Raw genomic sequence first — 26,382 nt, 5'->3', positions numbered from 1 at the left:
AGAAAATGGAAAAAGAGAAGAAAAAGAAATTACTGGCAGAGTATAAGCAGCAACAGAAGAAAGAATTTGAAGCAAGTTTACCGATACCAAGGGAGACCTTTTTAGATTTGTTTGATTTTTTGGATCAGGAGTTAGAGTCGCTGACTTGTCCTGCTGATTTTACCTTGACTATATCCTTTCTAAAAGGGCGTGATTTATACTCTTCGAAAATCAAATTCAAACCGCGTCAACGTCGCCTTGCCGTACTAAAGTACAGCCTGCGGCTAGTTTCCTAGTTTGCTCTTTGATTTTCATTGAGTATTAGAAGTTGAAGTGATTTTAGGATTTTTAGAAGCAAATGGAGCCTACTGTGACTGCGAAGTACTTTATAATGTTGCTGACTTATTTGAAGATTAGACAGGATGATGGGAGTTACAATTGTCACATTTGTCACATTTGTCCATCTTATTAGTGCTGCTTTGTCCGTTATTGAACGGAAAGAGTTAGTTGAAGTCAGATTATATGTGAGATTCATTTTGAAAATTAGTAAAAAAATGGTATAATGAATGGAAAAGATTCGGCTGAAAGTGAATTGGACTTTCAGAAAAAGAGAGCATTTAAAGCTCTACAAACAGTTGAAGTGACTATTCGGAGGAAAAATGAATACTATTAAATTAACAACACTTGGGGGTGTACGTGAAAATGGTAAAAACATGTACATCGCAGAAATTAACGACTCGATTTTTGTATTAGATGCAGGTTTGAAATATCCTGAAAATGAACAGTTGGGTGTCGATGTTGTTATTCCAAATATGAACTATTTGTTTGAAAATAGCGACCGTATTGCTGGAGTTTTCTTAACACACGGGCATGCGGATGCGATTGGGGCCCTTCCTTATCTCTTGGCAGAAGCTAAGGTTCCTGTATTTGGCTCAGAGTTGACCATCGAACTGGCTAAACTCTTTGTTAAGGGAAATGACAGCGTCAAGAAATTTGATGATTTCCATGTGATTGATGAAAATACAGAGATTGATTTTGGTGGAACGATAGTGTCCTTTTTCCGTACAACCCACTCTATTCCAGAAAGTTTGGGTGTGGTTTTGAAAACATCTGAAGGAAATATCGTCTATACAGGGGATTTCAAGTTTGACCAAACAGCTAGTGAATCATATGCCACTGACTTTGGACGTTTAGCTGAAATTGGTCGTGAAGGAGTCCTGGCTCTTCTAAGTGATTCTGCGAATGCAGATAGCAATATCCAAGTAGCTAGTGAAAATGAAGTTGATGTAGAAATCACGCAAACCATCTCTGACTGGGATGGACGCATCATTGTTGCTGCAGTTGCAAGTAACCTTTCTCGTATCCAGCAGGTTTTTGATGCAGCCGCGGAGACAGGACGCCGTGTTGTTTTGACAGGATTTGATATTGAAAATATCGTCCGTACAGCTATTCGTCTGAAAAAATTGTCTTTAGCAAGTGAAAATCTTTTGATTAAGCCAAAAGATATGTCTCGTTTTGAAGATCACGAATTAATTATCCTTGAAACTGGACGTATGGGTGAACCAATTAACGGCCTACGCAAGATGTCTATCGGTCGTCACCGTTATGTTGAAATCAAAGAAGGTGACCTAGTTTATATCGTTACAACACCATCAATCGCCAAGGAAGCGGTTATGGCACGTGTAGAAAATATGGTCTACCAAGCAGGTGGAGTTGTCAAGCCAATTACTCATAGCTTGCGTGTGTCAGGACATGGGAATGCGCGTGATTTGCAATTGATGATCAATCTCTTGCAACCTCAGTATCTCTTCCCAATCCAAGGAGAATACCGTGAGTTGGATGCCCATGCTAAGGCTGCTATGGCAGTTGGTATGCTACCAGAACGTATTTTTATCCCTAAAAAAGGGACTACTATGTCTTACGAGCATGGGGACTTTGTTCCATCTGGTGCAGTTACAGCAGGCGATGTTTTGATTGACGGGAATGCTATTGGAGATGTTGGGAATGTCGTTCTTCGTGACCGTAAGGTCTTGTCAGAAGATGGGATTTTCATTGTGGCTATTACTGTTAACCGTCGTGAGAAAAAAATCATTGCTAAAGCTCGAGTGCACACGCGTGGATTTGTCTATCTCAAGAAGAGCCGTGATATCTTGCGCGAAAGTACAGAGTTGGTCAATCAAACAGTAGAAGACTATCTACAAGGTGAAGAGTTTGATTGGGCAGAACTCAAAGGTAAGGTACGTGATAATTTGGCCAAGTTCCTCTTTGACCAGACCAAGCGTCGCCCAGCTATCTTACCAGTAGTCATGGAAGCAAAATAGGATCAAATAGCAAGAGAAAGTCGAGTTTCGGCTTTTTCTTATCTTAAATGAATAAGGAGCAAGTTATGGCAGTAATGAAGATTGAGTATTACTCAGAAGTTTTAGATATGGAGTGGGGAGTGAATGTTCTCTACCCTGATGCGTCTCGGGTTGAGGAGCCAGATTCTACGGATATTCCTGTTCTTTATCTCCTTCATGGGATGTCAGGGAATCACAACAGTTGGCTCAAACGGACCAATGTAGAGCGCTTGGTGCGAGGGACCAATCTGATTGTTGTCATGCCTAATACAAGTAACGGTTGGTATACAGATACTCAGTATGGCTATAACTACTATACAGCTCTAGCAGAAGAACTGCCTAAAGTGCTCAAACGTTTCTTCCCTAATATGTCTAGCAAGCGTGAAAAAACTTTTATCGCTGGCCTTTCAATGGGAGGCTACGGTTCCTTCAAGTTGGCTTTGTCAACCAATCGTTTCTCACACGCAGCTAGTTTTTCTGGTGCTCTTAGTTTCGAAGAGTTTTCTCCAGAGAGTCAAAATCTTGGAACGCTTGCTTACTGGCGAGGAGTTTTTGGCAAGCTTGATAACTGGGAAACTAGTCCTTATTCACTTGAAACCCTTGCTAAAAAGTCAGACAAGAAGACCAAGCTCTGGGTTTGGTGTGGCGAGCAAGATTTTTTGTATGCTGCCAATAACCTAGCGGTGAAGAACCTCAAAAGGCTTGGTTTTGATGTGACCTATAGCCATAGTGCAGGAACTCATGAATGGTATTATTGGGAAAAACAATTGGAACGGTTTTTGGCTACACTGCCGATTGATTTTGTTTTGGAAGAGAGATTGAGCTAGTTTTTTATCGATAAAATAATATAGACTATTTCTCTAAGGTTAAAAATGAAAATGAGAGTTTATTTTCACTAGACTTTTTAATTGAAAGTAGTAAAATAGTAATGAGATACTAGGTGAAAGAGAGTGAGATATGTATCGTTATCAAATTGGTATTTCTTCGTTAGAGCATGATCGATTTATCGAACAACATGAGTTGGTCAATATATTACAAAGCAGTGCCTGGGAAAAAGTTAAATCTGATTGGAATCATGAGAGACTTGGTGTTTATGAAGGGAAGAAATTACTGGCTGTGGCAAGTATTCTCATAAAGTCTCTGCCTTTGGGGTATAAAATGTTTTATATCCCAAGAGGACCTATATTGGATTATGGGGATACGGAACTCTTGAGTTTTGTCGTTCAGTCCATTAAGTCTTATGCTCGCAGTAAGAGAGCTATTTTTGTGACTTTTGATCCAAGTATTTGCCTGTCTCAAAGTTTAATTAATCAGGAAAAAACAGAATTTCCTGGAAATCTGGCTATTATTGATAGTTTGCAACAAATGGGAGTAAGGTGGTCAGGAAAAACAGAGGATATGGGAGACACCATTCAACCTCGTATTCAGGCGAAAATATACAAGGAAAATTTTGAAAAAGATAAACTTTCCAAGTCAACAAAACAGGCTATTCGAACAGCACGGAATAAGGGGGTAGAGATTCAATTTGGTGGAACTGAATTATTGGAGTCTTTTTCCTTTTTGATGAAAAAAACCGAGAAGCGAAAAGAGATTCATTTGAGGAATGAAGCCTATTATAAAAAGTTGTTAGATAATTTTAAGGACAAGGCCTACATCACCTTGGCAACCTTGGATGTCTCTAAACGTTCGCAAGAATTAGAAGAACAGTTGGCGAAAAACAGAACCTTAGAAGATACCTTTACTGAGTCGACTCGAATTTCAAAAGTAGAAGCGCAAAAGAAGGAAAAAGAACGTTTGTTAGAGGAATTGACTTTCTTGCAGGAATATATGGATGCAGGTCAAGCAAGAGTTCCCTTGGCGGCTACCTTGACTTTAGAATTCGGACAAACTTCTGTCAATCTATACGCAGGAATGAATGAAGATTTTAGACGTTATAAAGCTCCTATTTTGACTTGGTATGAGACAGCTCGATATTCCTTTGAACGTGGCATTTTATGGCAAAATTTAGGAGGCGTCGAGAATGCTTTAGATGGTGGACTCTATCGTTTTAAAGCTAATTTTAATCCAACGATTGAAGAATACTTGGGTGAATTTACAATGCCCACTCATCCTCTCTATCCTCTGTTAAGACTTGCTCTTGATTTCCGTAAAACATTAAGAAAAAAACATAGAAAGTAAGTATATGGCACTAATTACACTCACGAAAGAAGAGTTTCGTACTTACTTCTAATCAGGTTTCTTCTCGTTCCTTTATGCAATCTGTCCAGATGGGTGATTTGATAGAAAAAAGAGGAGCTCAAATTGTTTATCTTGCTTTAAAACAAGAAGGAGAAATTCAAGTTGCAGCTCTGGTTTATAGCTTGCCTATGCTAGGTGGTCTGCATATGGAGCTCAATTCGGGGCCGTTTTATACCCGGCAAGATGCCCTTCCAGTTTTTTATGCGGAGTTAAAAGAATATGCCAAGCAAAATGGTGTATTAGAGTTGCTTGTAAAACCCTATGAGACCTGTCAAGCTTTTGACAGTGATGGGAAGCCAATAGATGAAGAAGAAAAAAGTATTATCCAAGATTTGTGTAATTTAGGCTACCAATTTGATGGTTTGCCAATCGGTTATCCTAATGGCGAAATTTTTTGGCATTTTATCAAAGATTTGGAGGGTTACGATGAGAAATCTTTGCTGAAATCCTTTAATAAAAACAGTATTCGAAATATTCAATCAGCATATGATTTTAATCTGATTGTAAGAAATATAGAACGAGATGAAATTTCGAAATTCAAACAAATTATTGAAGAAACAGGAAAAAGACAAGGGTTTAAGGATAAGAATTTAGATTATTACTGTAAATTGTATGATGCTTTTGAGGACAAGGTGGCTTTTCTAATTGCTGAAGTGAATCCTAAAAAATCAATCGAAGCTCTCGATGTGAAGCAGGCTGGTCTTGATGAAGGGTCAAAGCAATTTAAACAGCAATATCAAGCTTTACAAAAGAAAAAAGATCTTTTGAGGAACTTGGATAGTGAATCTGACAACATTGCTTTAGCTTGTGCTTTAATCATTTACACAAATACGGAAGTAGCATATTTGTTTGGAGGCTCATTTACAGAGTATCAGAAGTTTTCTGCTCCGTTTTTGCTTCAATATCATGCAATGAAGCAGGCTCTGGAAAGAAAAATTGGCAAATACAACTTTCTGGTTATTCAAGGGATTTTTGATGGAAGTGATGGCGTATTACGATTTAAGCAGAACTTTAATGATTATATTGTGAGAAAGGCAGGAACTTTCCGATATTATCCAAATCCAATCAAGTTTAAGTGTTTACAATTTTTGAAAAAAACAATCGGAAGATAAGTGAACAAAGTGGTTTTAGTTTTCTTTCAGCTTACTCGAGTAAAATAAGAAATCTATCTTTAGAATGGGAAACCAGGACTAAAAGATGGATTCTTATTTTTTTAGAAAGGCGGGAAATCATGTTCTGGATTATTCGTGTTCTATGTCGATTGTTACTAGGGATTTGGCGCATGTTCTGGCGCCTTGTGTGGACTCTTGTAGTCTTCATTCTCATTGCTTTAGGGATTCTTTGGTATATGACAGGGGATTTATCTGGTGTTTTCAATCAAGCGGGGCAACTTGTTCAAGTTGGTCAAGCAGGCTGGCATCAATGGCAAGAAACTGGTAAGTTACAAGGCTTGTCTCAGACCGATCATCATCAAGATTCAGGAGTAAAATGGCCCCAAGCGCAGGCGACAATTTATATTGATCCTCAAATGGATGCAACCTTTCAAAAGGCTTATGCCGAAGCTATTGCAAACTGGAATCAGACCGGTGCTTTTAATTTTGTAGTTGTGACAGAACCTGACCAAGCAACTATTTTTGCGACTGAAATGAATGATGGTTCCACATCTGTTGCTGGTGAGGCTGAGAGTCAGACAAATCTCCTGACCAAACAATTTACTTCAGTAACAGTTCGTTTGAATCATTATTATCTATCCAATCCAAACTATGGCTATACCTATGATCGTATCTTGCATACGGCAGAGCATGAGCTAGGTCATGCCATTGGCTTGGAACATACTAATGAAGTGTCAGTCATGCAGCCAGCAGGTTCTTATTATGGTATTCAGGCTCAAGATGTTCAAGCAGTTCAAGAACTTTATGAGTCTGGAGAATAAGTAATTTTTTAACGAAACAGGAGCTCCCTGATGTAAGCAATGACGGGGGCTTTTTGTTATAATGGAACTATGAATAACTTGATTAAATCAAAACTGGAGCTCTTGCCGACCAGCCCTGGTTGTTACATTCACAAGGATAAAAACGGCACGATTATCTATGTAGGAAAGGCTAAAAATCTGCGTAATCGCGTGAGGTCATACTTCCGCGGAAGTCATGATACCAAGACAGAAGCCTTGGTGTCTGAGATTGTAGATTTTGAGTTTATTGTCACGGAGTCTAATATTGAGGCGCTTCTTTTAGAGATTAATCTCATTAAGGAAAACAAGCCTAAGTACAATATTATGCTCAAGGACGATAAGTCCTATCCTTTCATCAAAATTACCAATGAACGCTATCCTCGCTTGATTATCACCCGTCAGGTCAAAAAAGATGGTGGATTATATTTTGGCCCCTATCCTGATGTCGGTGCAGCTAATGAAATCAAGAAACTTCTGGATCGGATTTTCCCATTTCGCAAGTGTACCAATCCACCATCAAAGGTCTGTTTTTATTACCATATTGGCCAGTGCGTGGCTCACACTATCTGTAAGAAAGACGAGGCTTATTTCAAAGCTATGGCTCAAGAAGTCTCTGATTTTCTAAAGGGTCAGGATGACAAAATCATCGATGACCTCAAGGAAAAGATGAATGTGGCAGCTCAGAGTATGGAATTTGAACGCGCGGCGGAATATCGAGATCTGATTCAGGCTATTGGTACCCTTCGGACCAAACAAAGAGTTATGGCTAAGGATCTCCAAAACCGCGATGTCTTTGGCTACTATGTAGATAAGGGTTGGATGTGCGTCCAGGTCTTCTTTGTCCGCCAGGGCAAGTTGATTGAACGCTATGTCAATCTCTTTCCTTACTACAATGATCCAGATGAGGATTTCTTGACCTATGTGGGACAATTTTATCAGGAAAAATCTCACTTAGTTCCCAATGAGATTTTGATTCCTCAGGATATTGATGAAGAAGCCGTTAAGGCCTTGGTGGATACCAAAATTCTCAAACCCCAACGTGGGGAGAAAAAACAACTGGTTAATCTGGCTATCAAAAACGCTCGTGTTAGTTTAGAGCAGAAGTTTAATCTGTTAGAGAAATCAGTTGAAAAGACTCAAGGAGCTATTGAAAATCTTGGACGACTTCTACAAATTCCAACCCCAGTCCGTATCGAGTCTTTTGATAACTCTAATATTATGGGGACTAGTCCAGTCTCTGCCATGGTTGTTTTTGTTAACGGAAAACCGAGCAAGAAGGATTACCGTAAGTATAAAATCAAGACTGTGGTCGGACCAGATGACTATGCAAGTATGCGAGAGGTTATTCGTAGACGTTATGGACGAGTCCAGCGTGACGGTTTGACACCACCAGATTTAATCGTCATCGATGGTGGTCAGGGTCAGGTCAATATCGCTAAACAGGTCATTCAAGAAGAGTTGGGGTTAGATATTCCGATCGCAGGCCTGCAAAAGAATGACAAGCACCAAACCCATGAATTGCTCTTTGGAGACCCACTTGAGGTGGTAGAGTTGTCTCGCAATTCTCAAGAATTTTTCCTCCTGCAACGCATTCAGGATGAAGTCCACCGCTTTGCCATTACCTTCCACCGACAACTACGTTCTAAAAATTCCTTCTCTTCTCAATTAGATGGAATTGAAGGCTTGGGTCCAAAACGCAAGCAGAATTTGATGAAATATTTCAAATCTCTGACAAAAATCAAGGAAGCCAGTGTGGATGAGATTGTCGCTGTTGGTATACCAAGAGCAGTGGCAGAGGCAGTTCATCATCACCTGAATCCAGAAGTAGACTCAGGGCTAGCTCAAGTAGCTGAGAAGCCTGTCGAGTATAAGGAATAAAGCAACAGTGGAATGTTTTAGCTTTAGTGAGTGCAAGCTAGTCGGATTTGTGGTAAAATAGATAAGATATGACTAAAGAATTTCATCATGTAACGGTCATGCTCCATGAAACCATTGATATGCTTGATGTGAAACCTGATGGTGTTTACGTTGATGCGACCTTGGGTGGAGCAGGCCATAGCGAGTATTTATTAAGTAAATTAAGTGAAAAGGGGCATCTCTATGCCTTTGATCAGGACCAGAATGCCATTGATAATGCCCAAAAACGTTTGGCGCCTTATATCGAAAAAGGAATGGTTACCTTCATCAAGGACAACTTCCGTCATTTGCAGGCACGTTTGCAGGAAGCAGGTGTAGAAGAAATTGATGGCATTTGTTATGACTTGGGAGTTTCGAGCCCGCAATTGGATCAGCGTGAACGAGGTTTTTCTTATAAAAAAGATGCACCACTGGATATGCGGATGAACCAGGAAGCTAGTTTAACCGCTTATGAGGTTGTCAATCACTATGATTATCATGACTTGGTACGAATCTTTTTCAAATATGGAGAAGACAAATTCTCCAAACAGATTGCTCGGAAGATTGAACAGGCGCGAGAGCTGAAGCCGATTGAGACAACGACAGAATTGGCCGAGATTATCAAGTCTGCTAAGCCTGCCAAGGAACTCAAGAAAAAAGGTCATCCGGCCAAGCAAATTTTCCAAGCCATCCGTATTGAGGTCAATGATGAATTAGGAGCTGCAGATGAGTCCATCCAACAAGCTATGGAATTACTAGCAGTGGACGGAAGAATCTCAGTCATTACCTTTCATTCGCTGGAAGATCGCTTGACCAAGCAATTGTTCAAGGAAGCTTCAACAGTGGAAGTACCAAAAGGCTTGCCTTTCATCCCAGATGATCTTAAGCCCAAGATGGAATTAGTCTCTCGCAAACCGATTTTACCAAGCAAGGAGGAGTTGGAGGCCAATAATCGTTCCCACTCAGCCAAGCTACGAGTAGCTCGAAAAATTCATAAGTAAGGGGATAAAATGGTAGAAAAAAGAGAAACGACGAGCCAATTACTGCAAGCTCGTATCAAGAGATTTTCACGTGTTGAGAAGGCTTTTTACCTTTCGATTGCCATTACAGCCCTTGTATTAGCCATCAGTGTTGTCTATATGCAGACCAAGCTCTTGCAAGTCCAGAGTGAGCTAACGACTGTTAATGCTCAGATTGAAGAAAAGAAGACAGAGCTGGATGATGCTAAGCAAGAAGTCAATGAATTGATCCGTTCAGAGCGTCTGACAGGAATTGCGGATTCGCAAGAACTAAAATTAAATAATGAAAATATCCGATCGGCGGAGTAGTATATGAAAACCTGGAAAGAAAAAATAATACCCTTTGCCATTAAGAATCGCAAATCTCCCCTTGAAAACCGCAGACGAGTTGGAAAGAGCCTCAGTCTCATAGCCGTCTTTCTCTTTGCTGTTTTTTTGGTTAATTTTGCGGTGATTATTGGTACAGGCACAAAATTTGGGGTCAATCTGGTTAAAGAAGCAAAAAAAGTTCATCAAACGACTCTGACTGTTCCTGCTAAAAGAGGAACCATTTATGATCGTAATGGAACTCCCATAGCAGAAGATGCGACCTCCTATAATGTCTATGCTGTAATAGATAAAGAATATAAGTCCGCTAATGGTGATGTTCTTTATGTAGAAGAATCTCAGTACAACAAAGTGGCAGAAATTTTTCATAAATACTTAGATATGGAGGAGACTTACGTCAAAGACCAACTCTCTCAACCAAATCTCAAACAGGTTTCTTTTGGTGCTAAAGGGAATGGGATTACCTATGCTAATATGATGTCCATTAAACAGGACTTAGAATCTGCTAAGGTTGAGGGTATTAATTTTACGACTAGTCCAAATAGAAGTTATCCAAATGGGAAATTTGCATCATCCTTTATTGGTTTAGCACAGTTACATGAAAATGAAGATGGTTCAAAGAGTCTTATTGGAACATCTGGTATTGAAAGCTCCTTGAATAGCTTGTTAGCAGGGACAGATGGTATTATTACCTATGAAAAAGACCGTCTAGGTAATATCGTTCCTGGTACAGAACAAGTCACCCAACAGACCGTAAACGGGAAAGACGTCTATACGACCCTATCTAGTCCTTTGCAGTCCTTTATGGAAAGTCAAATGGATGCCTTCCAAGAAAAACTAAAAGGCAAGTATATGACTGCAACCTTAGTCAGCGCCAAGACTGGAGAAATTCTGGCGACAACTCAAAGACCGACCTTTGATGCTGATACCAAAGAAGGAATTACCGAAGACTTTGTTTGGCGTGATATCCTTTACCAAAGTAACTATGAGCCAGGTTCGACCATGAAGGTAATGACCTTGGCGGCAGCGATTGACAACAACACCTTCCCTGGGGGAGAATATTTCAATAGCAGTGAATTAAAGATTGCTGATGCGACTATCAGAGACTGGGATGTTAATGATGGTTTATCAGCAGGAAGTATAATGACATACTCTCAAGGTTTTGCTCACTCAAGTAATGTGGGTATGACCTTGCTCCAACAAAAAATGGGAGATGCTACTTGGTTGGATTATCTCAATCGCTTTAAGTTTGGGGTGCCGACGCGTTTTGGTCTGACTGATGAGTATTCAGGTCAATTGCCTGCAGATAATATTGTCGATATTGCCATGAGTGCATTTGGTCAGGGGATTTCTGTAACGCAGACCCAGATGCTACGTGCTTTTACAGCCATTGCGAATGACGGAGTTATGTTAGAACCAAAGTTTATTAGCGCCCTTTATGATCCAAATGATCAGTCAGTTCGGAAGTCGCAAAAAGAAGTTGTGGGTAATCCTGTTTCTAAAGAAACGGCTAGTTTGACTAGGGAAAACATGATTTTGGTTGGTACAGACCCTATTTATGGGACCATGTATAATCGTAATGATAATAAACCAGTAATTACTGTTCCTGGTCAGAATGTTTCTGTCAAATCTGGAACAGCTCAAATTGCCGATGAGCAAAACGGAGGATATTTAGTTGGGAAAACCAATTATATCTTTTCTGTAGTAACCATGCATCCTTCTGAAAATCCTGATTTTATTCTTTACGTAACAGTTCAACAGCCAGAACACTTTTCTACACCTTGGTTTGGAGAGTTTGCTAATCCTATTCTTGAACGAGCTTCTGCCATGAAAGAATCTCTTAATCTTCAGTCTACAGCTAAAAATCTGGATCAAGTTACAACAACAACTAGTTATGCAATGCCAGCGACCAAGGACCATAGTCCGGGAGATATGGCAGAGGAACTGAGACGCAATCTTGTTCAACCAATCGTTATCGGTTCAGGAACAAAAATCAAGGACAGTTCAGTGGCAGAAGGAACAAATCTAGACGCTAATGAGCAAATCTTACTCCTTTCAGACAAGGTAGAAGAGATGCCTGACTTATATGGCTGGTCTAAGAAAAATGTTGAAACCTTTGCCAAATGGTTGAATCTTGAAGTTGAATTTGAAGGTACAGGAGAAATTGTTAAAAAACAAAGTGTTCGTTCTAATACAGCTTTAAAAAATATACAGAAAATAAGAATAACTTTAGGAGATTAGAATGCTAGTTTCTATCTTTCCTGGAATCCTTACTTTTGTTCTTACAGTGGTAGGAATTCCAGCTTTTATCCGTTTTTACCGTAAAGCACAGATTACTGGTCAACAGATGCATGAGGATGTTAAACAACACCAGGCAAAAGCTGGGACGCCGACAATGGGAGGGATTGTCTTCCTCGTAACAAGCGTTTTAGTTAGTTTAGTTCTTGCACTTTTAACTAATCAACTAACCAACAATGTTGGAATGATCCTCTTTATTCTCGTTTTGTATGGTTTGGTTGGCTTCTTAGATGATTTCCTCAAGGTTTTCCGTAAAATCAATGAAGGGCTCAATCCTAAACAAAAGCTCTTGCTTCAATTAGTAGGAGGAGTTATCTTCTATCTCTTTTATGAAAGAGGAGGGGATGTCTTAAATGTATTTGGATATCCATTGCACCTAGGCGTTCTTTACATTTTCTTTGCTCTCTTCTGGTTAGTTGGTTTTTCAAATGCTGTTAACTTGACTGACGGAATTGATGGCTTGGCAAGTATCTCAGTGGTGATTAGTCTGTCTGCCTATGGAGTTATTGCTTATGTACAAAACCAATTGGATATCTTGCTAGTCATTATCGCCATGATTGGTGGTCTTCTCGGTTTCTTTGTCTATAACCATAAGCCTGCTAAAGTTTTTATGGGAGATGTGGGAAGTCTTGCTCTTGGAGGAATGTTGGCAGCTATTTCTATGGCGCTGCACCAAGAATGGACGCTACTCCTGATTGGTATAGTGTATGTTTTTGAAACAACATCTGTCATGATGCAAGTTGCTTACTTTAAGTTAACTGGAGGAAAACGTATCTTCCGGATGACACCAGTTCATCACCATTTTGAGTTGGGTGGATTTTCAGGTAAAGGTCAAGCCTGGAGTGAGTGGAAGGTCGATTTCTTCTTCTGGGGAGTTGGCTTGCTTGCTAGTCTCGTGACCTTGGCTTTTATGTATTTATTCTAAAATAGAATATCGAATTGAAAAAGAGAAGGATTTATACCCTTCTCTTTTTAGTTCCTATTTTCTTCAATTGAGGAATCCCTTTCTCAAAAAAGTAAAATTATGATAAAATGGAAAAAAAGAAAGATGAAATGATGAGTTATTTTAAAAAGTATAGATTTGATAAAAGCAAGTTTAAGTTAGGGATGCGTACCTTTAAAACAGGAATCGCTGTTTTTTTGGTCCTCATGATTTTTGGTTTTTTTGGATGGAAGGGACTTCAGATTGGAGCTCTTACAGCCGTTTTTAGTTTGAGAGAAGACTTTGATAAGAGTGTCCACTTTGGGACATCACGTATTTTAGGGAATAGTATCGGTGGTTTTTATGCGCTGATGTTCTTTCTCTTGAACAACTTTTTTCATGGAGCCTTTTGGGTAACTCTCCTTGTGGTTCCGATATGTACCATGTTAACCATCATGACAAATGTTGCCATGAACAATAAGGCGGGTGTCATAGGCGGAGTTTCAGCTATGTTGATTATTACCCTATCAATTCCGAGTGGAGAGACTATTTTGTACGTGTTTGCTCGAGTTTTTGAGACTTTTATGGGAGTTTTTGTAGCAATTCTTGTAAATTACGATATTGATCGTTTACGGAGCATTTTAGAGAAAAAAGAAAAATAATGTTACAAGATATAACATTATTGATTGACGATTGATTTTTTTTAGACTATAATAGACAGAAAGAAGAGGAAGTGCACATGAAGGAAAAAGAATTTCGTCGCAATATGGCAGTTTTTCCTATTGGTAGTGTTATGAAACTGACCGATCTTTCGGCGCGCCAAATTCGTTATTATGAAGACCAGGAATTGATTAAGCCTGATCGTAACGAGGGGAATCGCCGTATGTATTCTTTGAATGACATGGATCGATTACTTGAGATTAAGGATTATATCTCTGAAGGTCTCAACATTGCTGCCATCAAGAAAAAATATGCTGAACGTGAGGCGAAGTCTAAAAAACCAGTGAGTCAAACTGAAGTACGAAGAGCGCTTCGGAATGAAGTTCTCCAACAAAGTCGCTTTGCTTCTCAACAATCACCTTTTGGTCGCGGTTAGGCAACCGCAAGTCGTCATATATAAGGAGAAAAACCATGCCAATCACAGCTGCAGATATTCGTCGTGAAGTTAAGGAAAAAAATGTAACCTTTATTCGTCTCATGTTTTCAGATATTTTGGGAACGATGAAAAACGTCGAAATTCCTGCTACAGATGAACAACTAGACAAGGTCTTGTCAAATAAGGCTATGTTTGATGGGTCTTCTATTGAAGGATTTGTCCGTATCAATGAATCAGACATGTATCTATATCCAGATTTGGACTCTTGGACAGTCTTCCCATGGGGAGATGAGAACGGTAGTGTCGCAGGATTGATTTGTGATGTCTATACAACAGAAGGGGAACCATTTGCAGGAGACCCTCGTGGAAATCTTAAACGTGCTCTTCGTCATATGGAAGAAGTTGGATTCAAATCTTTCAACCTTGGGCCAGAGCCAGAATTCTTCCTATTTAAGCTTGATGAAAATGGAGACCCAACTCTTGAAGTGAATGACAAGGGTGGTTACTTTGATTTGGCGCCTACAGACCTTGCTGATAACACTCGTCGTGAGATTGTAAATGTCTTGACTAAAATGGGATTTGAAGTAGAAGCCAGTCACCACGAAGTTGCCGTAGGTCAACATGAGATTGACTTTAAGTATGATGAAGTTCTTCGTGCTTGTGATAAGATTCAAATCTTTAAACTTGTTGTAAAAACAATTGCGCGTAAACATGGTTTGTATGCAACCTTTATGGCTAAACCTAAATTTGGTATAGCTGGTTCAGGAATGCACTGCAATATGTCCTTGTTTGACGCGGAAGGAAACAACGCCTTCTTTGATCCAAATGATCCAAAAGGAATGCAATTGTCAGAAACAGCTTATCACTTCCTTGGTGGTTTGATCAAGCACGCCTACAACTACACAGCTATCATGAACCCAACAGTAAATTCATACAAACGTTTGGTTCCAGGGTATGAAGCACCTGTTTACATCGCTTGGGCAGGTCGCAACCGTTCACCACTTGTCCGCGTACCAGCTTCACGTGGTATGGGTACTCGCCTTGAGTTACGCTCCGTAGACCCAATGGCTAATCCTTATATCGCTTTGGCTGTCCTTCTTGAAGTCGGACTCCATGGTGTTGAAAATAAAATTGAAGCACCGGCACCAATCGAAGAAAACATCTATATTATGACACCGGAAGAACGTAGAGCTGCAGGAATCACTGATCTTCCTTCTACACTTCACAACGCTTTGAAGGCTATGACAGAAGACGAAGTGGTTAAAGCAGCTCTAGGTGAACACATCTACACTAGTTTCCTTGAAGCTAAACGAATCGAATGGGCAAGCTATGCAACCTTCGTTTCACAATGGGAGATTGATAACTACCTAGATCTATACTAATGATAAATCAGAAAGATTGTCCGTGAGGACGATCTTTTTTTCTTGCAATTTATATCGAGCTGTGATATATTTTATATAACGAGATGCGATATATCGAACTAAATAGGAGGTCTGATTAAATGGAATTAACAGATAAGATTAGGCGTGTCTACTTTCCCATGACGGAAACGGGTTTTTATATTCTGTTCTGTCTGCAAAAGGAGAACCATGGCTATGGTATTACTCAAAAGGTTAAAGAGATGACAGATTCACAGGTTTCCATTAGTCCTGGAACAATGTATGGAACCCTGTCAAAGATGGAAAAAGATGGTTTGATTTCCTTTGTTCGAGAAGAGGAAAAACGTAAAATCTATCAGATAACAGACTTGGGTCAGAAAGTTTTAGAGATTGAGTTGAAACGTATTGAGCGGCTCTATAGAAACAGTCGGGAGGAGCTTTGATGGAAAAGAAGGTTGTTTATAGAATTGCTACCATTGCGGATTATGATAGAGAGGCTCTCTATCTCGGAGAAATGCATGCTCAGGGCTGGAAACTTAAGGAAGTAAGCTACTCTAACTTAGTGGTTGCGGTTAAGTATACTTTTGAAAAGTGCCAACCGGAGCAGGTGGTTTATCAGTTGGACTTTTATCCTATGAAAAAGTCAGAGAGAGCTTCCTATTTACAACTATTTAAAGATTGTAGCTGGGAGCATATTACAGACTTTAATGGTTTTTCCTACTTTAGAAAGCTTTATTCTGGAGTTGAGTCGGATGCCGAGTTTGAAATTTATAATGACGCGGCCGGGAAGTTAGCAATGGTCAAGAAGATTTTAACAATGCGGATGCTTCCTGTTTTACTTCTCTTTTCAGCGCTACTGCCGGTTTTCTCAAAGTTTCTAGGTGGAGGTAGTTCTTTCAGTTGGGGAATGTTTTTGATTGTTATCATAGACTGTACTTTATTGATAGTTTTCACGATTCAGATTTTTTATATTTTTTGGAGATTGTTTCAAAAGTGGAAAGAATTATCTGATAAATAAAACCATTTTGGAGGTTAGACAATGAATAGCAAAGTACAATTTCGAATGTTTACCATTTTTGATTTGGATAAGGTGGAAGATTATTTGCATGAGATGCATTTGAAAGGTTGGAAATTTAAATCGAATCGTTTTGGCTTTTTCTATTTTGAACCATGCCGACCAGATGATGTGATTTACCGTCTGTGGAATACTAGCTACCTTAGAAAAAATGAGGTAGATTTACAAAGTATTAAGGACAGAGGATGGGAATTTGTGGAAAATTGTTCTTATACGGTTTTTCGAAAAGCAACTTGTGATGTAGATTTAAATGATCAATCTTTCATGGACAATCGTTTTCAATGGGCTGATTTGAAATCTAGACTTCGTACATCTACAGTTTCTATCTCTGGCGGTCTAGTTATTTGTATGAGCTTGTTTCGAGAAAGTCTCTCTCAATCTTTCTTCCTTATTTTCGCCCTATATGCCCTCATGATTACTTATCTAATCTATAGTTTTTACAGACTTAAAAAGAAATATCTTGAGAATGTAGGATGATTTTCTAGGTCCTCAGACCGATTTTTAGCACTCTTGGTAAAAGAGTGCTAATTTTTGAGTTTTTGTCTTGACATTCTTTTCTAAGGGTGTATAATAGAATCATAAGTTAGCACTTGGATGTGTCGAGTGCTAAAAGAGATCTATCAGAGAGGAGTGACGAGATGGTTACGGAACGTCAGCAGAATATTTTAAATCTGATTATTGACATCTTTACCAAAACGCACGAACCTGTTGGATCCAAAGCCTTGCAAGAGTCTATCAACTCAAGTAGTGCTACCATTCGAAATGATATGGCAGCTCTAGAAAAGCAAGGTTTGCTTGAAAAGGCTCATACTTCCAGTGGTCGGATGCCGAGTGTGGCTGGATTTCAATACTATGTCAAACACTCCCTATCCTTTGACCGTTTAGCTGAAAATCAAGTTTATGAGATTGTAAAAGCCTTTGATCAGGAATTCTTCAAACTTGAGGATATTCTTCAAGAGGCAACGAAAATTTTGTCAGACTTGAGTGGTTGTACGGTTGTAGCGTTGGATGTAGAACCAAGTAGGCAGAAGCTAACAGCTTTTGATATTGTTGTACTCGGGCAACATACAGCTCTTGCTGTTTTTACGCTTGATGAATCTAGAACAGTTACCAGTCAGTTTTTGATTCCGAGAAATTTCTTGCAGGAGGATTTAAACCGCCTCAAGACCATGATTCAAGAACGTTTCCTGGATCAGACTGTTTTGGATATTCACTACAAGATTCGGACAGAGATTCCGCAGATTATCCAACGTTACTTTACAACAACGGATAACGTTATGGATCTCGTTGAGCATATCTTCAAAGAAATGTTCAATGAAAATATCGTGGTTTCTGGCAAAGTCAATCTTTTGAATTTCGCAAATCTAGCAGCTTATCAGTTTTTTGATCAGCCACAAAAGGTAGCTTTGGAAATTCGAGAGAATCTGATTGGCGACCAGATGCAGAGTGTCCGAGTTGCGGATAGCCAAGAATCTTGCCTTGCTGATCTAGCAGTGATTAGCAGTAAGTTCCTGATTCCCTATCGTGGATTTGGAATTCTTGCGATTATAGGTCCGGTTAATCTGGATTATCAACAATTGGTTAATCAACTTAATGTTGTCAATCGAGTTTTGACTATGAAGTTGACGGATTTTTACCGCTATCTCAGCAGCAATCACTATGAAGTGAATTAAGATTGAAATCATTAAAGGAGGCGAAAATGGCCCAAGATATTAAAAATGAAGAAGTAAAAGAAGAGGAAGTTGTGGAAACAGCTGAAGAAACAACTCCTGAGAAGTCTGAACTGGACTTGGCAAATGAACGTGCCGAAGAATTTGAAAACAAATATCTTCGAGCTCATGCAGAGATGCAAAATATTCAGCGCCGTGCCAATGAAGAACGTCAACTCTTGCAACGCTATCGCAGCCAAGATTTGGCAAAAGCAATCTTACCATCACTAGATAACTTAGAGCGTGCCCTTGCCGTTGAAGGTTTGACAGATGATGTGAAGAAGGGTTTGGAAATGGTGCAAGAAAGTTTGGTACATGCTCTAAAAGAAGAGGGAATTGAAGAAATTCCAGCGGATGGAGAATTTGACCATAACTACCATATGGCCATTCAAACAGTCCCAGCAGATGACGAACATCCAGCAGACACCATCGCACAAGTCTTCCAAAAAGGCTACAAACTCCATGACCGCATCCTAAGACCGGCTATGGTAGTTGTCTACAATTAGGCTAGAAAACTTGAAAAATCTTGTCCGAAACGACAATAAACTATGAAAGAAAGATAAGAAGCAAGCCGGAGGCTTGCAAGGAAAATATCAAAAAGAAAAAAGAGAATAAATAACAAGGAGAAAAACATATGTCTAAAATTATCGGTATTGACTTAGGTACAACAAACTCAGCAGTAGCAGTTCTTGAAGGAACTGAATCAAAAATCATCGCAAACCCAGAAGGTAACCGCACAACTCCATCTGTTGTGTCATTCAAAAACGGTGAAATCATCGTTGGTGACGCTGCGAAACGTCAAGCAGTAACAAACCCAGATACAGTGATCTCTATCAAATCTAAGATGGGTACTTCTGAAAAAGTTTCTGCTAACGGAAAAGAATATACTCCACAAGAAATCTCAGCTATGATCCTTCAATACTTGAAAGGTTATGCTGAAGAATACCTTGGTGAAAAAGTAACTAAAGCAGTTATCACAGTTCCAGCTTACTTCAACGATGCTCAACGTCAAGCAACAAAAGACGCAGGTAAAATCGCTGGTCTTGAAGTAGAACGTATCGTCAACGAACCAACAGCAGCAGCCCTTGCTTATGGTTTGGATAAGACTGATAAAGAAGAAAAAATCTTGGTATTCGACCTTGGTGGTGGTACATTCGACGTATCTATCCTTGAACTCGGTGATGGTGTCTTTGATGTATTGGCAACTGCAGGGGATAACAAACTCGGTGGTGACGACTTTGACCAAAAAATCATCGACCACTTAGTAGCAGAATTCAAGAAAGAAAACGGCATTGATTTGTCAACAGACAAGATGGCCCTTCAACGTTTGAAAGACGCGGCTGAAAAAGCTAAGAAAGACCTTTCTGGTGTAACTTCAACACAAATCAGCTTGCCATTCATCACTGCTGGTGAAGCTGGACCTCTTCACTTGGAAATGACTTTGACTCGTGCGAAATTTGACGATTTGACTCGTGACCTTGTAGAACGTACAAAAGTTCCAGTTCGTCAAGCCCTTTCAGATGCAGGTTTGAGCTTGTCAGATATCGACGAAGTCATCCTTGTCGGTGGTTCAACTCGTATTCCTGCCGTTGTAGAAGCCGTTAAAGCTGAAACCGGTAAAGAACCAAACAAATCAGTAAACCCTGATGAAGTTGTGGCTATGGGTGCTGCTATCCAAGGTGGTGTCATCACTGGTGACGTCAAAGACGTTGTTCTTCTTGACGTAACTCCATTGTCACTTGGTATCGAAACAATGGGTGGAGTATTTACAAAACTCATCGACCGCAACACAACTATTCCAACATCTAAATCACAAGTCTTCTCAACTGCAGCAGACAACCAACCAGCCGTTGATATCCACGTTCTTCAAGGGGAACGCCCAATGGCAGCAGATAACAAGACTCTTGGACGCTTCCAATTGACAGATATCCCAGCTGCACCTCGTGGTATCCCACAAATCGAAGTGACATTTGACATCGATAAGAACGGTATCGTATCTGTTAAGGCCAAAGACCTTGGAACTCAAAAAGAACAAACAATTGTTATCCAATCTAACTCAGGTTTGACAGACGAAGAAATCGACCGCATGATGAAAGATGCAGAAGCTAACGCTGAAGCAGATAAGAAACGTAAAGAAGAAGTTGACCTTCGTAACGAAGTAGACCAAGCTATCTTTGCGACTGAAAAGACAATCAAGGAAACTGAAGGTAAAGGCTTCGATGCAGAACGTGATGCTGCCCAAGCTGCCCTCGATGAGCTTAAGAAAGCCCAAGAAGACAACAACTTGGACGAAATGAAAGCAAAACTTGAAGCATTGAACGAAAAAGCTCAAGGACTTGCCGTTAAACTCTATGAACAAGCCGCAGCAGCGCAACAAGCTCAAGCAGGAGCAGAAGGCGCACAAGCAACAGGAAACGCAGGCGATGACGTCGTAGACGGAGAGTTTACGGAAAAATAAAATAGTCCAGTGGACTATTTTATCCCGAGCTTGAAAATCGGGGAGCGAGGCGTTAATAATGACTGTTCACTCTAATGATTGCCAGTCTACGGCAATCGCTATGGCGACTTGCCTAAACGCCTTACTAGTTCAAAAACAAAGTATAATCGACTTTGTTTTTGAACGTCGTAATGATAAGAAGAAATCCAGAGGTTGCAACCCAGCCTCTGTTTTTCGGTAAAATAGAGGATGTTGCGTATGAAAAAAGTACTTTGTATCATTTATCCTAATTTTTCTCTTTATGAGATAACCGCTTTAACAAGTACTTTAGCTCTGTCTTTTGACGTCACGATTGATTATGTCGCTTCAGATCATTCGATGGTGGTCTCTGAGGATGGTTTGCCCTGTCAACCGACCAAAACACTAGATCAGATCCGTATAGAAGAGTATTCTTGTGTGATTTTGCCAGGAATGGTAAACATAGGCCCTGCCCTACAGGATGAGAAATTGATTTCGTTCTTGAGGAACCTTGGTGAGCAAGATATCCTCATTGCCGCCATTTCTTCAGCGCCTCTTTTATTGGCGAAAGCAGGCTTGTTGAAGAACACGAAATTTACAGGTGGAATTTGGCAAAACTTCTTTGACTATTTTGAATTTCTTCCACGTGAAAATTTCCAACCTAAAGTGCTTGTGCAAGATAAGCAGATCATTACGGCTATTGGTTTTGCGCATCATGAGTTTGCAAGGAAAGTGATTCTAAGTTTAGGGTTGGCAGAGAATACGGATAACTATTTTAAGGAACAAAAGGATTACTCGGAAGAGGATTTGATATTTACTCTATCAGATGAAGAGTTTGATCAAGTGAAGCAAAGTATAGAAAACACCCTCTAAAGATTTACTTATAAATTATAGAAAGGAACAAAGGTGTTCGCAACTGAACACGGGTTCCAAAGTTTCTAATTCAATATGAAAGAAAGGAATTGAACCCGACTGAATTCGTGGTTTGATTCACAACATCAATAGAAAGGAACAAAGAGCGTTCGGGGAATTGAACTCGAGCGGAAAGCTTGGAAATTAGATAAACCTCCTAAGAAATCAGGATTTCTTGTCGGTTTCCTAAATTTCAGTCGCTTTCTGTTCGCTCTTAGTATCTTGTATGAACAATACTGAATTTTACGACCGTTTGGGCGTTTCTAAAAATGCATCTCAAGATGAGATCAAGAAAGCCTATCGGAAATTATCTAAAAAATATCATCCAGATATCAACAAGGATCCTGGAGCTGAGGACAAGTACAAGGAAGTTCAAGAAGCTTATGAAACTTTGAGCGATGAACAGAAACGTGCGGCCTATGACCAATATGGTGCTGCTGGTGCCAATGGTGGTTTTGGTGGAGCAGGTGGTTTCGGTGGCTTCGATGGAGCAGGTGGCTTTGGTGGATTTGAGGATATTTTCTCAAGTTTCTTTGGTGGTGGCGGTGCATCACGTAATCCAAACGCCCCTCGTCAAGGTGACGACCTCCAGTATCGCGTTCATTTGACTTTTGAAGAAGCTATTTTTGGTACAGAAAAGGAAGTCAAATACAATCGTGAAGCAAGCTGTCGTACTTGTAATGGGTCTGGTGCTAAACCTGGAACAAGTCCAGTTACTTGTGGACGCTGTCATGGTTCAGGTGTGATCAATGTTGATACCCAAACACCGCTCGGTATGATGCGTCGCCAAGTAACCTGTGATGTTTGTCATGGCCGTGGTCAAGAAATCAAAGATCCATGTACAACCTGTCATGGAACTGGTCATGAAAAACAAGCCCATAGCGTACACGTAAAAATCCCTGCTGGTGTGGAAACAGGTCAACAAATCCGCCTAGCTGGTCAAGGTGAAGCTGGCTTTAATGGTGGTCCTTATGGTGACTTGTACGTGGTGGTTTCAGTTGAAGCTAGTGATAAGTTTGAACGTGAAGGAACTACTATCTTCTACAATTTGAACCTCAATTTTGTTCAAGCAGCACTTGGTGATACAGTAGACATCCCTACAGTTCATGGTGATGTAGAATTAGTCATTCCAGAAGGAACTCAGACTGGTAAACGATTCCGCCTACGTGGTAAAGGTGCGCCTAGCCTTCGTGGTGGTGCCCTGGGTGACCAATATGTTACTGTCAATGTTGTTACCCCAACAGGTTTGAATGACCGCCAAAAAGCAGCCTTGAAAGAATTCGCAGCTGCAGGTGATTTGAAAGTAAATCCAAAGAAAAAAGGCTTCTTTGACCATATTAAGGATGCCTTTGAAGGAGAATAAAGCATAAAGTAAAAAGAGCCTTCGGGCTCTTTTTCGTGTAATCTTTAGGATTTTAGCATGGGAGGAATCATTTTCAGACTGGTCTGTTATTGATATTTTTGAGTGAGTAAGCCAGCCTCATCCATCTCCTGGATGAGTTGCTTGAATTCCGCTTCCTTGCCAGGTTTCACGGTGACGGTATCAATGTGCTTAATTGCCGAATTATCCTGAATATCCACCAAGGTCAAAGCTTTTTCATAGAATGCGATTCCCTTTTTCAGGCTTTCCGAATCCTGCCAAGAGAGAATAAAGAAAGAAGGATTTGATTTTTTTCCGATTTCTTGGAAATACTTCCTGCTCTCCTCCTCTAAAAATTGGAATAAACCATGATTGAATAAGTTGTCCTCTACTGAATGGTAGGAAATATCTCCTGTGTTTAGGACATAGACTTTGAGTCGATTTTTAGTCAGGTTAGGACTTTCTTTTAGGACTGGGTGGCTAATGACAACATCATCAGAGAAAGTCACATAAAAATCTAAGCCTCCACCCTCGAATTGATAGCTTCCATTTGATTCTACTTTTTCAGGAGGCAGGTCAAGGGAGATAAAGATTTGTTTTAAGGCTTCATTTCCTTTTTTGATGTCACTCGGTGAGGCCTTGAACAGATTGGCCAGTATTAGAAATGCTAGGGCTACAAGAAGGCAGAGGCCACCACAAATAATCAGGATGATCCGCGTCAAAACTTTAAAAAACTGTTTCATTTTCATGCCCTCCCTGGTCTATTAGGATCTGCTGACCCAAAATGGATTTAAAGGGGATATAAGGAAAGTTGGAGTTTTCCTCTCCTTAGTTTTCTTCAGTTTCTTGTAATTCTTTTATCACACTAAGTCTTGCTTGAAGGTCTTTTTCAAAGACTTTAAACTTATAGGTCAAATCTTTTTGATATTCCTTGATGAGTTCTTTTTGTTGGTCGATAATTTGCAGGCTATCTTGGATGATATCCAAGTCATCCTTAATGGCTTCAACACGATCAGTAGTATCTAGAACTTCTTCAGTGATAGCTTGGCGATTCTTAACGAGGAGGTATGAACCGACTGCAGAGCCTGCAAAAAGTAGTAAATTTGATAGTTTCATAGTGACTCCTTAAGCGTTTTTGATCGTTTCAGCGACTTGGGCAAGTTTGCCGAAGTCTGGTTCATGTGCGACAAAGTCAATTTTGAGGTCGTCATCTGCACTATAGCGAGGGACAAGGTGGACATGGGTATGGAAAACGGTTTGTCCAGCAACTTCTTCGCAGTTGGCGATGATATTCATACCTTCAGCTTTGGTAGCTTTCATGACTTTTTGAGCAACCTTGGGTACTTGGGCGAACAGTTGGCTAGCACTTGCAGCATCCATTTCTAAAAGATTGCGGTAGTGTTCTTTTGGTACGACCAAGGTGTGACCAGGTGTTACTTGTGAGATATCAAGGAAGGCAAGAACTTGATCATCTTCGTAAACCTTTGATGCGGGAATCTCTCCTGCGATAATTTTACAAAAAATGCAATCTGACATAAAATCTACCTCTACTGTATTGAATTTTGATATAATATAGCTACATTATACCAGATTTGGAGAAAATATGTTAGAAATTAAAAACCTGACTGGGGGCTATGTTCATGTTCCTGTCTTGAAAGATGTGTCCTTTACAGTCGAGAGTGGACAGTTGGTCGGTTTGATTGGTCTCAATGGTGCTGGAAAATCAACGACCATCAATGAAATTATTGGACTTTTGACACCTTATAGTGGAGAAATAAACATTGACGGGCTAACCTTAGGTGCCAATCCTCGTGAATATCGTCAACAGATTGGTTACATTCCTGAAACTCCTAGTTTGTACGAGGAATTGACTCTCAGAGAACATATCGAGACGGTTGCCATGGCCTATGGTATTGAGCAAAAACTAGCTTTTGAACGTGTAGAACCGCTTTTAAAAATGTTCCGTTTGGATCAGAAGTTAGATTGGTTTCCTGTTCATTTTTCGAAAGGGATGAAGCAGAAGGTCATGATTATCTGTGCCTTTGTTGTGGATCCGAGTCTCTTTATTGTCGATGAACCTTTCCTTGGTCTTGATCCCCTGGCAATTTCGGACTTGATTCAGCTTTTGGAGCTTGAAAAGAAAAAAGGCAAGTCTATCCTCATGAGTACCCACGTTCTTGACTCTGCTGAAAAAATGTGTGACTCTTTTGTCATTCTCCACAAAGGTCAAGTGAGAGCTAAAGGGAATCTTGAAGAGCTGAGACAAGCCTTTGCCATGCCGGAAGCAAGTCTCAATGATATCTATTTGGCTTTGACCAAAGAGGAGGACCGATGAAAGACTTGTTTCTAAAGCGAAAGCAGGCTTTTCGTAAAGAGTGTGTCGGTTATCTGCGTTATGTGCTCAATGACCACTTTGTCTTGTTTTTACTGGTCTTAATAGGTTTTCTAGCCTATCAGTATAGTCAACTGCTCCAGCATTTTCCTGAAAATCATTTACCGATCCTAGGTTTAATTGGGATTGTCTCTGTTTTACTCTTGCTTTGGGGTGGAATCGCGACTTATGTGGAATCGCCTGATAAGCTCTTTCTCTTAGTAGCTGAAGAAGAAGTAAGAGAACATATCCAGAAGCAAAGTCTAGTTTCCTTCATCTTTTGGGTTAGTGTACAGACTCTCTTTTTGCTCTTTTTTGCTCCTTTATTTTTAGCCATGGGCTTAGGCTTAGGAGTTTTTGGGGTCTATGTTCTTCTGTTGGGAGTCGGGAAATATTTCCTGTTTCAGAAAAAAGCTGGCAAGTTTTTTAGAGTAAATCATCTTGACTGGGACTATGTGATTGCCCAAGAAAGTAAACGCAAGCAGTTTTTACTCCGTTTTTTTGCCCTCTTTACCCAAGTCAAGGGAATTTCAAACAGTGTCAAGAGACGAGCTTATCTAGATGTTATCCTAAAAGCAGTTCAGAAGGTGCCGAGCAAGATTTGGCAGAACCTCTATCTTCGTTCTTATCTGCGAAATGGAGATCTTTTTGCCCTCAGTCTTCGCCTCCTCTTTCTATCTTTGCTGGCTTTGATCTTTATCGAGCAAGCTTGGATAGCCGCAGCAGTGGTAGTTTTATTTAACTATCTCTTGCTCTTTCAGTTGCTGGCCCTCTATCATGCCTTTGACTACCAATATTTGACCCAACTTTTCCCGCTAGACAAGGGGCAAAAGGAAAAAGGGTTACAGGCAGTTGTCCGAGGATTGACTGGTTTTGTTTTATTGGTTCAGCTGGTAGTTGGGTTGATTACCCTCCAAGAAAAATTAGCCCTTTTAGCTCTTGTTGGAGTTAGTTTCGTTTTACAATTTCTTTATTTACCTTACCAACTTAAAAGACTGGTTGACGAATAGCCTAAAAACTAGTAGAATAGTAAGGAAACTTTATACGGAGGAAAGA

General features: G+C 40.0%; 25 protein-coding genes and 3 pseudogenes. 25 read left to right on the top strand and 3 right to left on the bottom strand.

Going from position 1 to position 26,382, the window contains the following annotated elements; translation table 11 throughout:
• The 23 genes and pseudogenes from ADH90_RS11320 to dnaJ form a co-directional block, all read left to right on the top strand.
• Window positions 1-275 (top strand): annotated as a pseudogene (locus ADH90_RS11320) (hypothetical protein); the annotation flags it as partial.
• Between the two features lie 34 nt (window positions 276-309).
• Window positions 310-396, top strand: a pseudogene (locus ADH90_RS11795) (DUF2695 domain-containing protein); the annotation flags it as partial.
• A 242-nt stretch (window positions 397-638) separates the two neighbouring features.
• On the top strand, window positions 639-2,300 hold the full coding sequence (locus ADH90_RS04555) for a ribonuclease J (RefSeq protein WP_049530147.1): 1,662 nt from the start codon (window positions 639-641) through the stop codon (window positions 2,298-2,300).
• 65 nt (window positions 2,301-2,365) lie between these two features.
• Window positions 2,366-3,145 carry an alpha/beta hydrolase gene (locus tag ADH90_RS04550; protein ID WP_049494140.1) on the top strand — a complete coding sequence of 260 codons (780 nt, stop codon included), beginning with the start codon at window positions 2,366-2,368 and terminating at the stop codon, window positions 3,143-3,145.
• A 130-nt stretch (window positions 3,146-3,275) separates the two neighbouring features.
• Window positions 3,276-4,496 carry an aminoacyltransferase gene (locus tag ADH90_RS04545; RefSeq protein WP_049530146.1) on the top strand — a complete coding sequence of 407 codons (1,221 nt, stop codon included), beginning with the start codon at window positions 3,276-3,278 and terminating at the stop codon, window positions 4,494-4,496.
• A 4-nt stretch (window positions 4,497-4,500) separates the two neighbouring features.
• Window positions 4,501-5,668 (top strand): annotated as a pseudogene (locus tag ADH90_RS04540) (peptidoglycan bridge formation glycyltransferase FemA/FemB family protein).
• 119 nt (window positions 5,669-5,787) lie between these two features.
• Window positions 5,788-6,489, top strand: a complete 702-nt coding sequence (locus ADH90_RS04535) for a M57 family metalloprotease (protein WP_049530145.1) — start codon at window positions 5,788-5,790, stop codon at window positions 6,487-6,489.
• A 69-nt stretch (window positions 6,490-6,558) separates the two neighbouring features.
• Complete coding sequence (gene uvrC / locus ADH90_RS04530) at window positions 6,559-8,385, top strand: excinuclease ABC subunit UvrC (protein WP_049530150.1); 1,827 nt, start codon at window positions 6,559-6,561, stop codon at window positions 8,383-8,385.
• A 68-nt stretch (window positions 8,386-8,453) separates the two neighbouring features.
• Window positions 8,454-9,404: a 16S rRNA (cytosine(1402)-N(4))-methyltransferase RsmH gene (rsmH, locus tag ADH90_RS04525; protein ID WP_049530144.1), complete on the top strand. Its 951-nt coding sequence runs from the start codon at window positions 8,454-8,456 to the stop codon at window positions 9,402-9,404.
• Window positions 9,405-9,413: 9 nt separating this feature from the next.
• Window positions 9,414-9,731 carry a cell division protein FtsL gene (gene ftsL / locus ADH90_RS04520; protein WP_049530143.1) on the top strand — a complete coding sequence of 106 codons (318 nt, stop codon included), beginning with the start codon at window positions 9,414-9,416 and terminating at the stop codon, window positions 9,729-9,731.
• Window positions 9,732-9,734: 3 nt separating this feature from the next.
• Complete coding sequence (gene pbp2X / locus ADH90_RS04515; protein ID WP_049530142.1) at window positions 9,735-11,990, top strand: penicillin-binding protein PBP2X; 2,256 nt, start codon at window positions 9,735-9,737, stop codon at window positions 11,988-11,990.
• Window position 11,991: 1 nt separating this feature from the next.
• Entirely contained in the window at window positions 11,992-12,972 is a 981-nt protein-coding gene (mraY, locus tag ADH90_RS04510) for a phospho-N-acetylmuramoyl-pentapeptide-transferase (protein ID WP_049530141.1), read from the top strand.
• Between the two features lie 131 nt (window positions 12,973-13,103).
• A complete protein-coding gene (locus ADH90_RS04505) occupies window positions 13,104-13,631 on the top strand; it encodes an FUSC family protein (RefSeq protein ID WP_049530149.1) in 528 nt (175 codons plus the stop codon).
• Between the two features lie 77 nt (window positions 13,632-13,708).
• Entirely contained in the window at window positions 13,709-14,065 is a 357-nt protein-coding gene (glnR, locus tag ADH90_RS04500) for a transcriptional repressor GlnR (protein WP_000659543.1), read from the top strand.
• Window positions 14,066-14,100: 35 nt separating this feature from the next.
• Window positions 14,101-15,447 (top strand): type I glutamate--ammonia ligase, encoded by a 1,347-nt coding sequence (gene glnA / locus ADH90_RS04495; protein ID WP_049530140.1) that lies wholly within the window; start codon window positions 14,101-14,103, stop codon window positions 15,445-15,447.
• A 119-nt stretch (window positions 15,448-15,566) separates the two neighbouring features.
• Window positions 15,567-15,887, top strand: coding sequence for a PadR family transcriptional regulator (locus ADH90_RS04490; RefSeq protein ID WP_049530139.1), 321 nt, complete (start codon window positions 15,567-15,569; stop codon window positions 15,885-15,887).
• The gene (locus ADH90_RS04485; RefSeq protein WP_049530138.1) at window positions 15,887-16,462 is read left to right on the top strand and encodes a DUF2812 domain-containing protein; all 576 of its coding nucleotides are present in this window, start codon (window positions 15,887-15,889) and stop codon (window positions 16,460-16,462) included. The genes ADH90_RS04490 and ADH90_RS04485 overlap by 1 nt, the downstream gene beginning before the upstream one ends.
• 21 nt (window positions 16,463-16,483) lie before the next feature.
• Window positions 16,484-16,996, top strand: a complete 513-nt coding sequence (locus tag ADH90_RS04480) for a DUF2812 domain-containing protein (RefSeq protein ID WP_049530137.1) — start codon at window positions 16,484-16,486, stop codon at window positions 16,994-16,996.
• A gap of 161 nt (window positions 16,997-17,157) precedes the next feature.
• Complete coding sequence (hrcA, locus tag ADH90_RS04475) at window positions 17,158-18,192, top strand: heat-inducible transcriptional repressor HrcA (protein ID WP_049508275.1); 1,035 nt, start codon at window positions 17,158-17,160, stop codon at window positions 18,190-18,192.
• Window positions 18,193-18,218: 26 nt separating this feature from the next.
• Entirely contained in the window at window positions 18,219-18,734 is a 516-nt protein-coding gene (grpE, locus tag ADH90_RS04470) for a nucleotide exchange factor GrpE (RefSeq protein WP_045763635.1), read from the top strand.
• Window positions 18,735-18,862: 128 nt separating this feature from the next.
• On the top strand, window positions 18,863-20,686 hold the full coding sequence (gene dnaK / locus ADH90_RS04465; RefSeq protein WP_045763636.1) for a molecular chaperone DnaK: 1,824 nt from the start codon (window positions 18,863-18,865) through the stop codon (window positions 20,684-20,686).
• Between the two features lie 237 nt (window positions 20,687-20,923).
• Complete coding sequence (locus ADH90_RS04460) at window positions 20,924-21,556, top strand: DJ-1/PfpI family protein (RefSeq protein WP_049530136.1); 633 nt, start codon at window positions 20,924-20,926, stop codon at window positions 21,554-21,556.
• Between the two features lie 265 nt (window positions 21,557-21,821).
• Window positions 21,822-22,958 carry a molecular chaperone DnaJ gene (dnaJ, locus tag ADH90_RS04455; protein ID WP_049530135.1) on the top strand — a complete coding sequence of 379 codons (1,137 nt, stop codon included), beginning with the start codon at window positions 21,822-21,824 and terminating at the stop codon, window positions 22,956-22,958.
• Between the two features lie 86 nt (window positions 22,959-23,044).
• On the opposite strand, the gene ADH90_RS04450 is transcribed toward dnaJ, so the two are convergent.
• From ADH90_RS04450 to ADH90_RS04440, 3 genes are all read right to left on the bottom strand, one after another.
• Window positions 23,045-23,698: a hypothetical protein gene (locus tag ADH90_RS04450; protein WP_065427203.1), complete on the bottom strand. Its 654-nt coding sequence runs from the start codon at window positions 23,696-23,698 to the stop codon at window positions 23,045-23,047.
• 85 nt (window positions 23,699-23,783) lie between these two features.
• Window positions 23,784-24,071 (bottom strand): hypothetical protein, encoded by a 288-nt coding sequence (locus ADH90_RS04445; protein WP_000777764.1) that lies wholly within the window; start codon window positions 24,069-24,071, stop codon window positions 23,784-23,786.
• Window positions 24,072-24,080: 9 nt separating this feature from the next.
• The gene (locus ADH90_RS04440) at window positions 24,081-24,491 is read right to left on the bottom strand and encodes an HIT family protein (RefSeq protein WP_049530133.1); all 411 of its coding nucleotides are present in this window, start codon (window positions 24,489-24,491) and stop codon (window positions 24,081-24,083) included.
• A gap of 67 nt (window positions 24,492-24,558) precedes the next feature.
• Here ADH90_RS04440 and ADH90_RS04435 point away from each other — a divergent pair, with 67 nt between their 5' ends.
• Window positions 24,559-25,290 (top strand): ABC transporter ATP-binding protein, encoded by a 732-nt coding sequence (locus tag ADH90_RS04435; RefSeq protein WP_049530132.1) that lies wholly within the window; start codon window positions 24,559-24,561, stop codon window positions 25,288-25,290.
• Window positions 25,287-26,336 carry an ABC transporter permease gene (locus ADH90_RS04430; RefSeq protein ID WP_049530131.1) on the top strand — a complete coding sequence of 350 codons (1,050 nt, stop codon included), beginning with the start codon at window positions 25,287-25,289 and terminating at the stop codon, window positions 26,334-26,336. The genes ADH90_RS04435 and ADH90_RS04430 overlap by 4 nt, the downstream gene beginning before the upstream one ends.
• Window positions 26,337-26,382: the final 46 nt, after the last annotated feature.

This window comes from Streptococcus pseudopneumoniae (genome assembly GCF_001073085.1).
Lineage (GTDB): Bacteria > Bacillota > Bacilli > Lactobacillales > Streptococcaceae > Streptococcus > Streptococcus pseudopneumoniae_M.
This window is presented reverse-complemented; position numbering and strand designations above follow the sequence as displayed.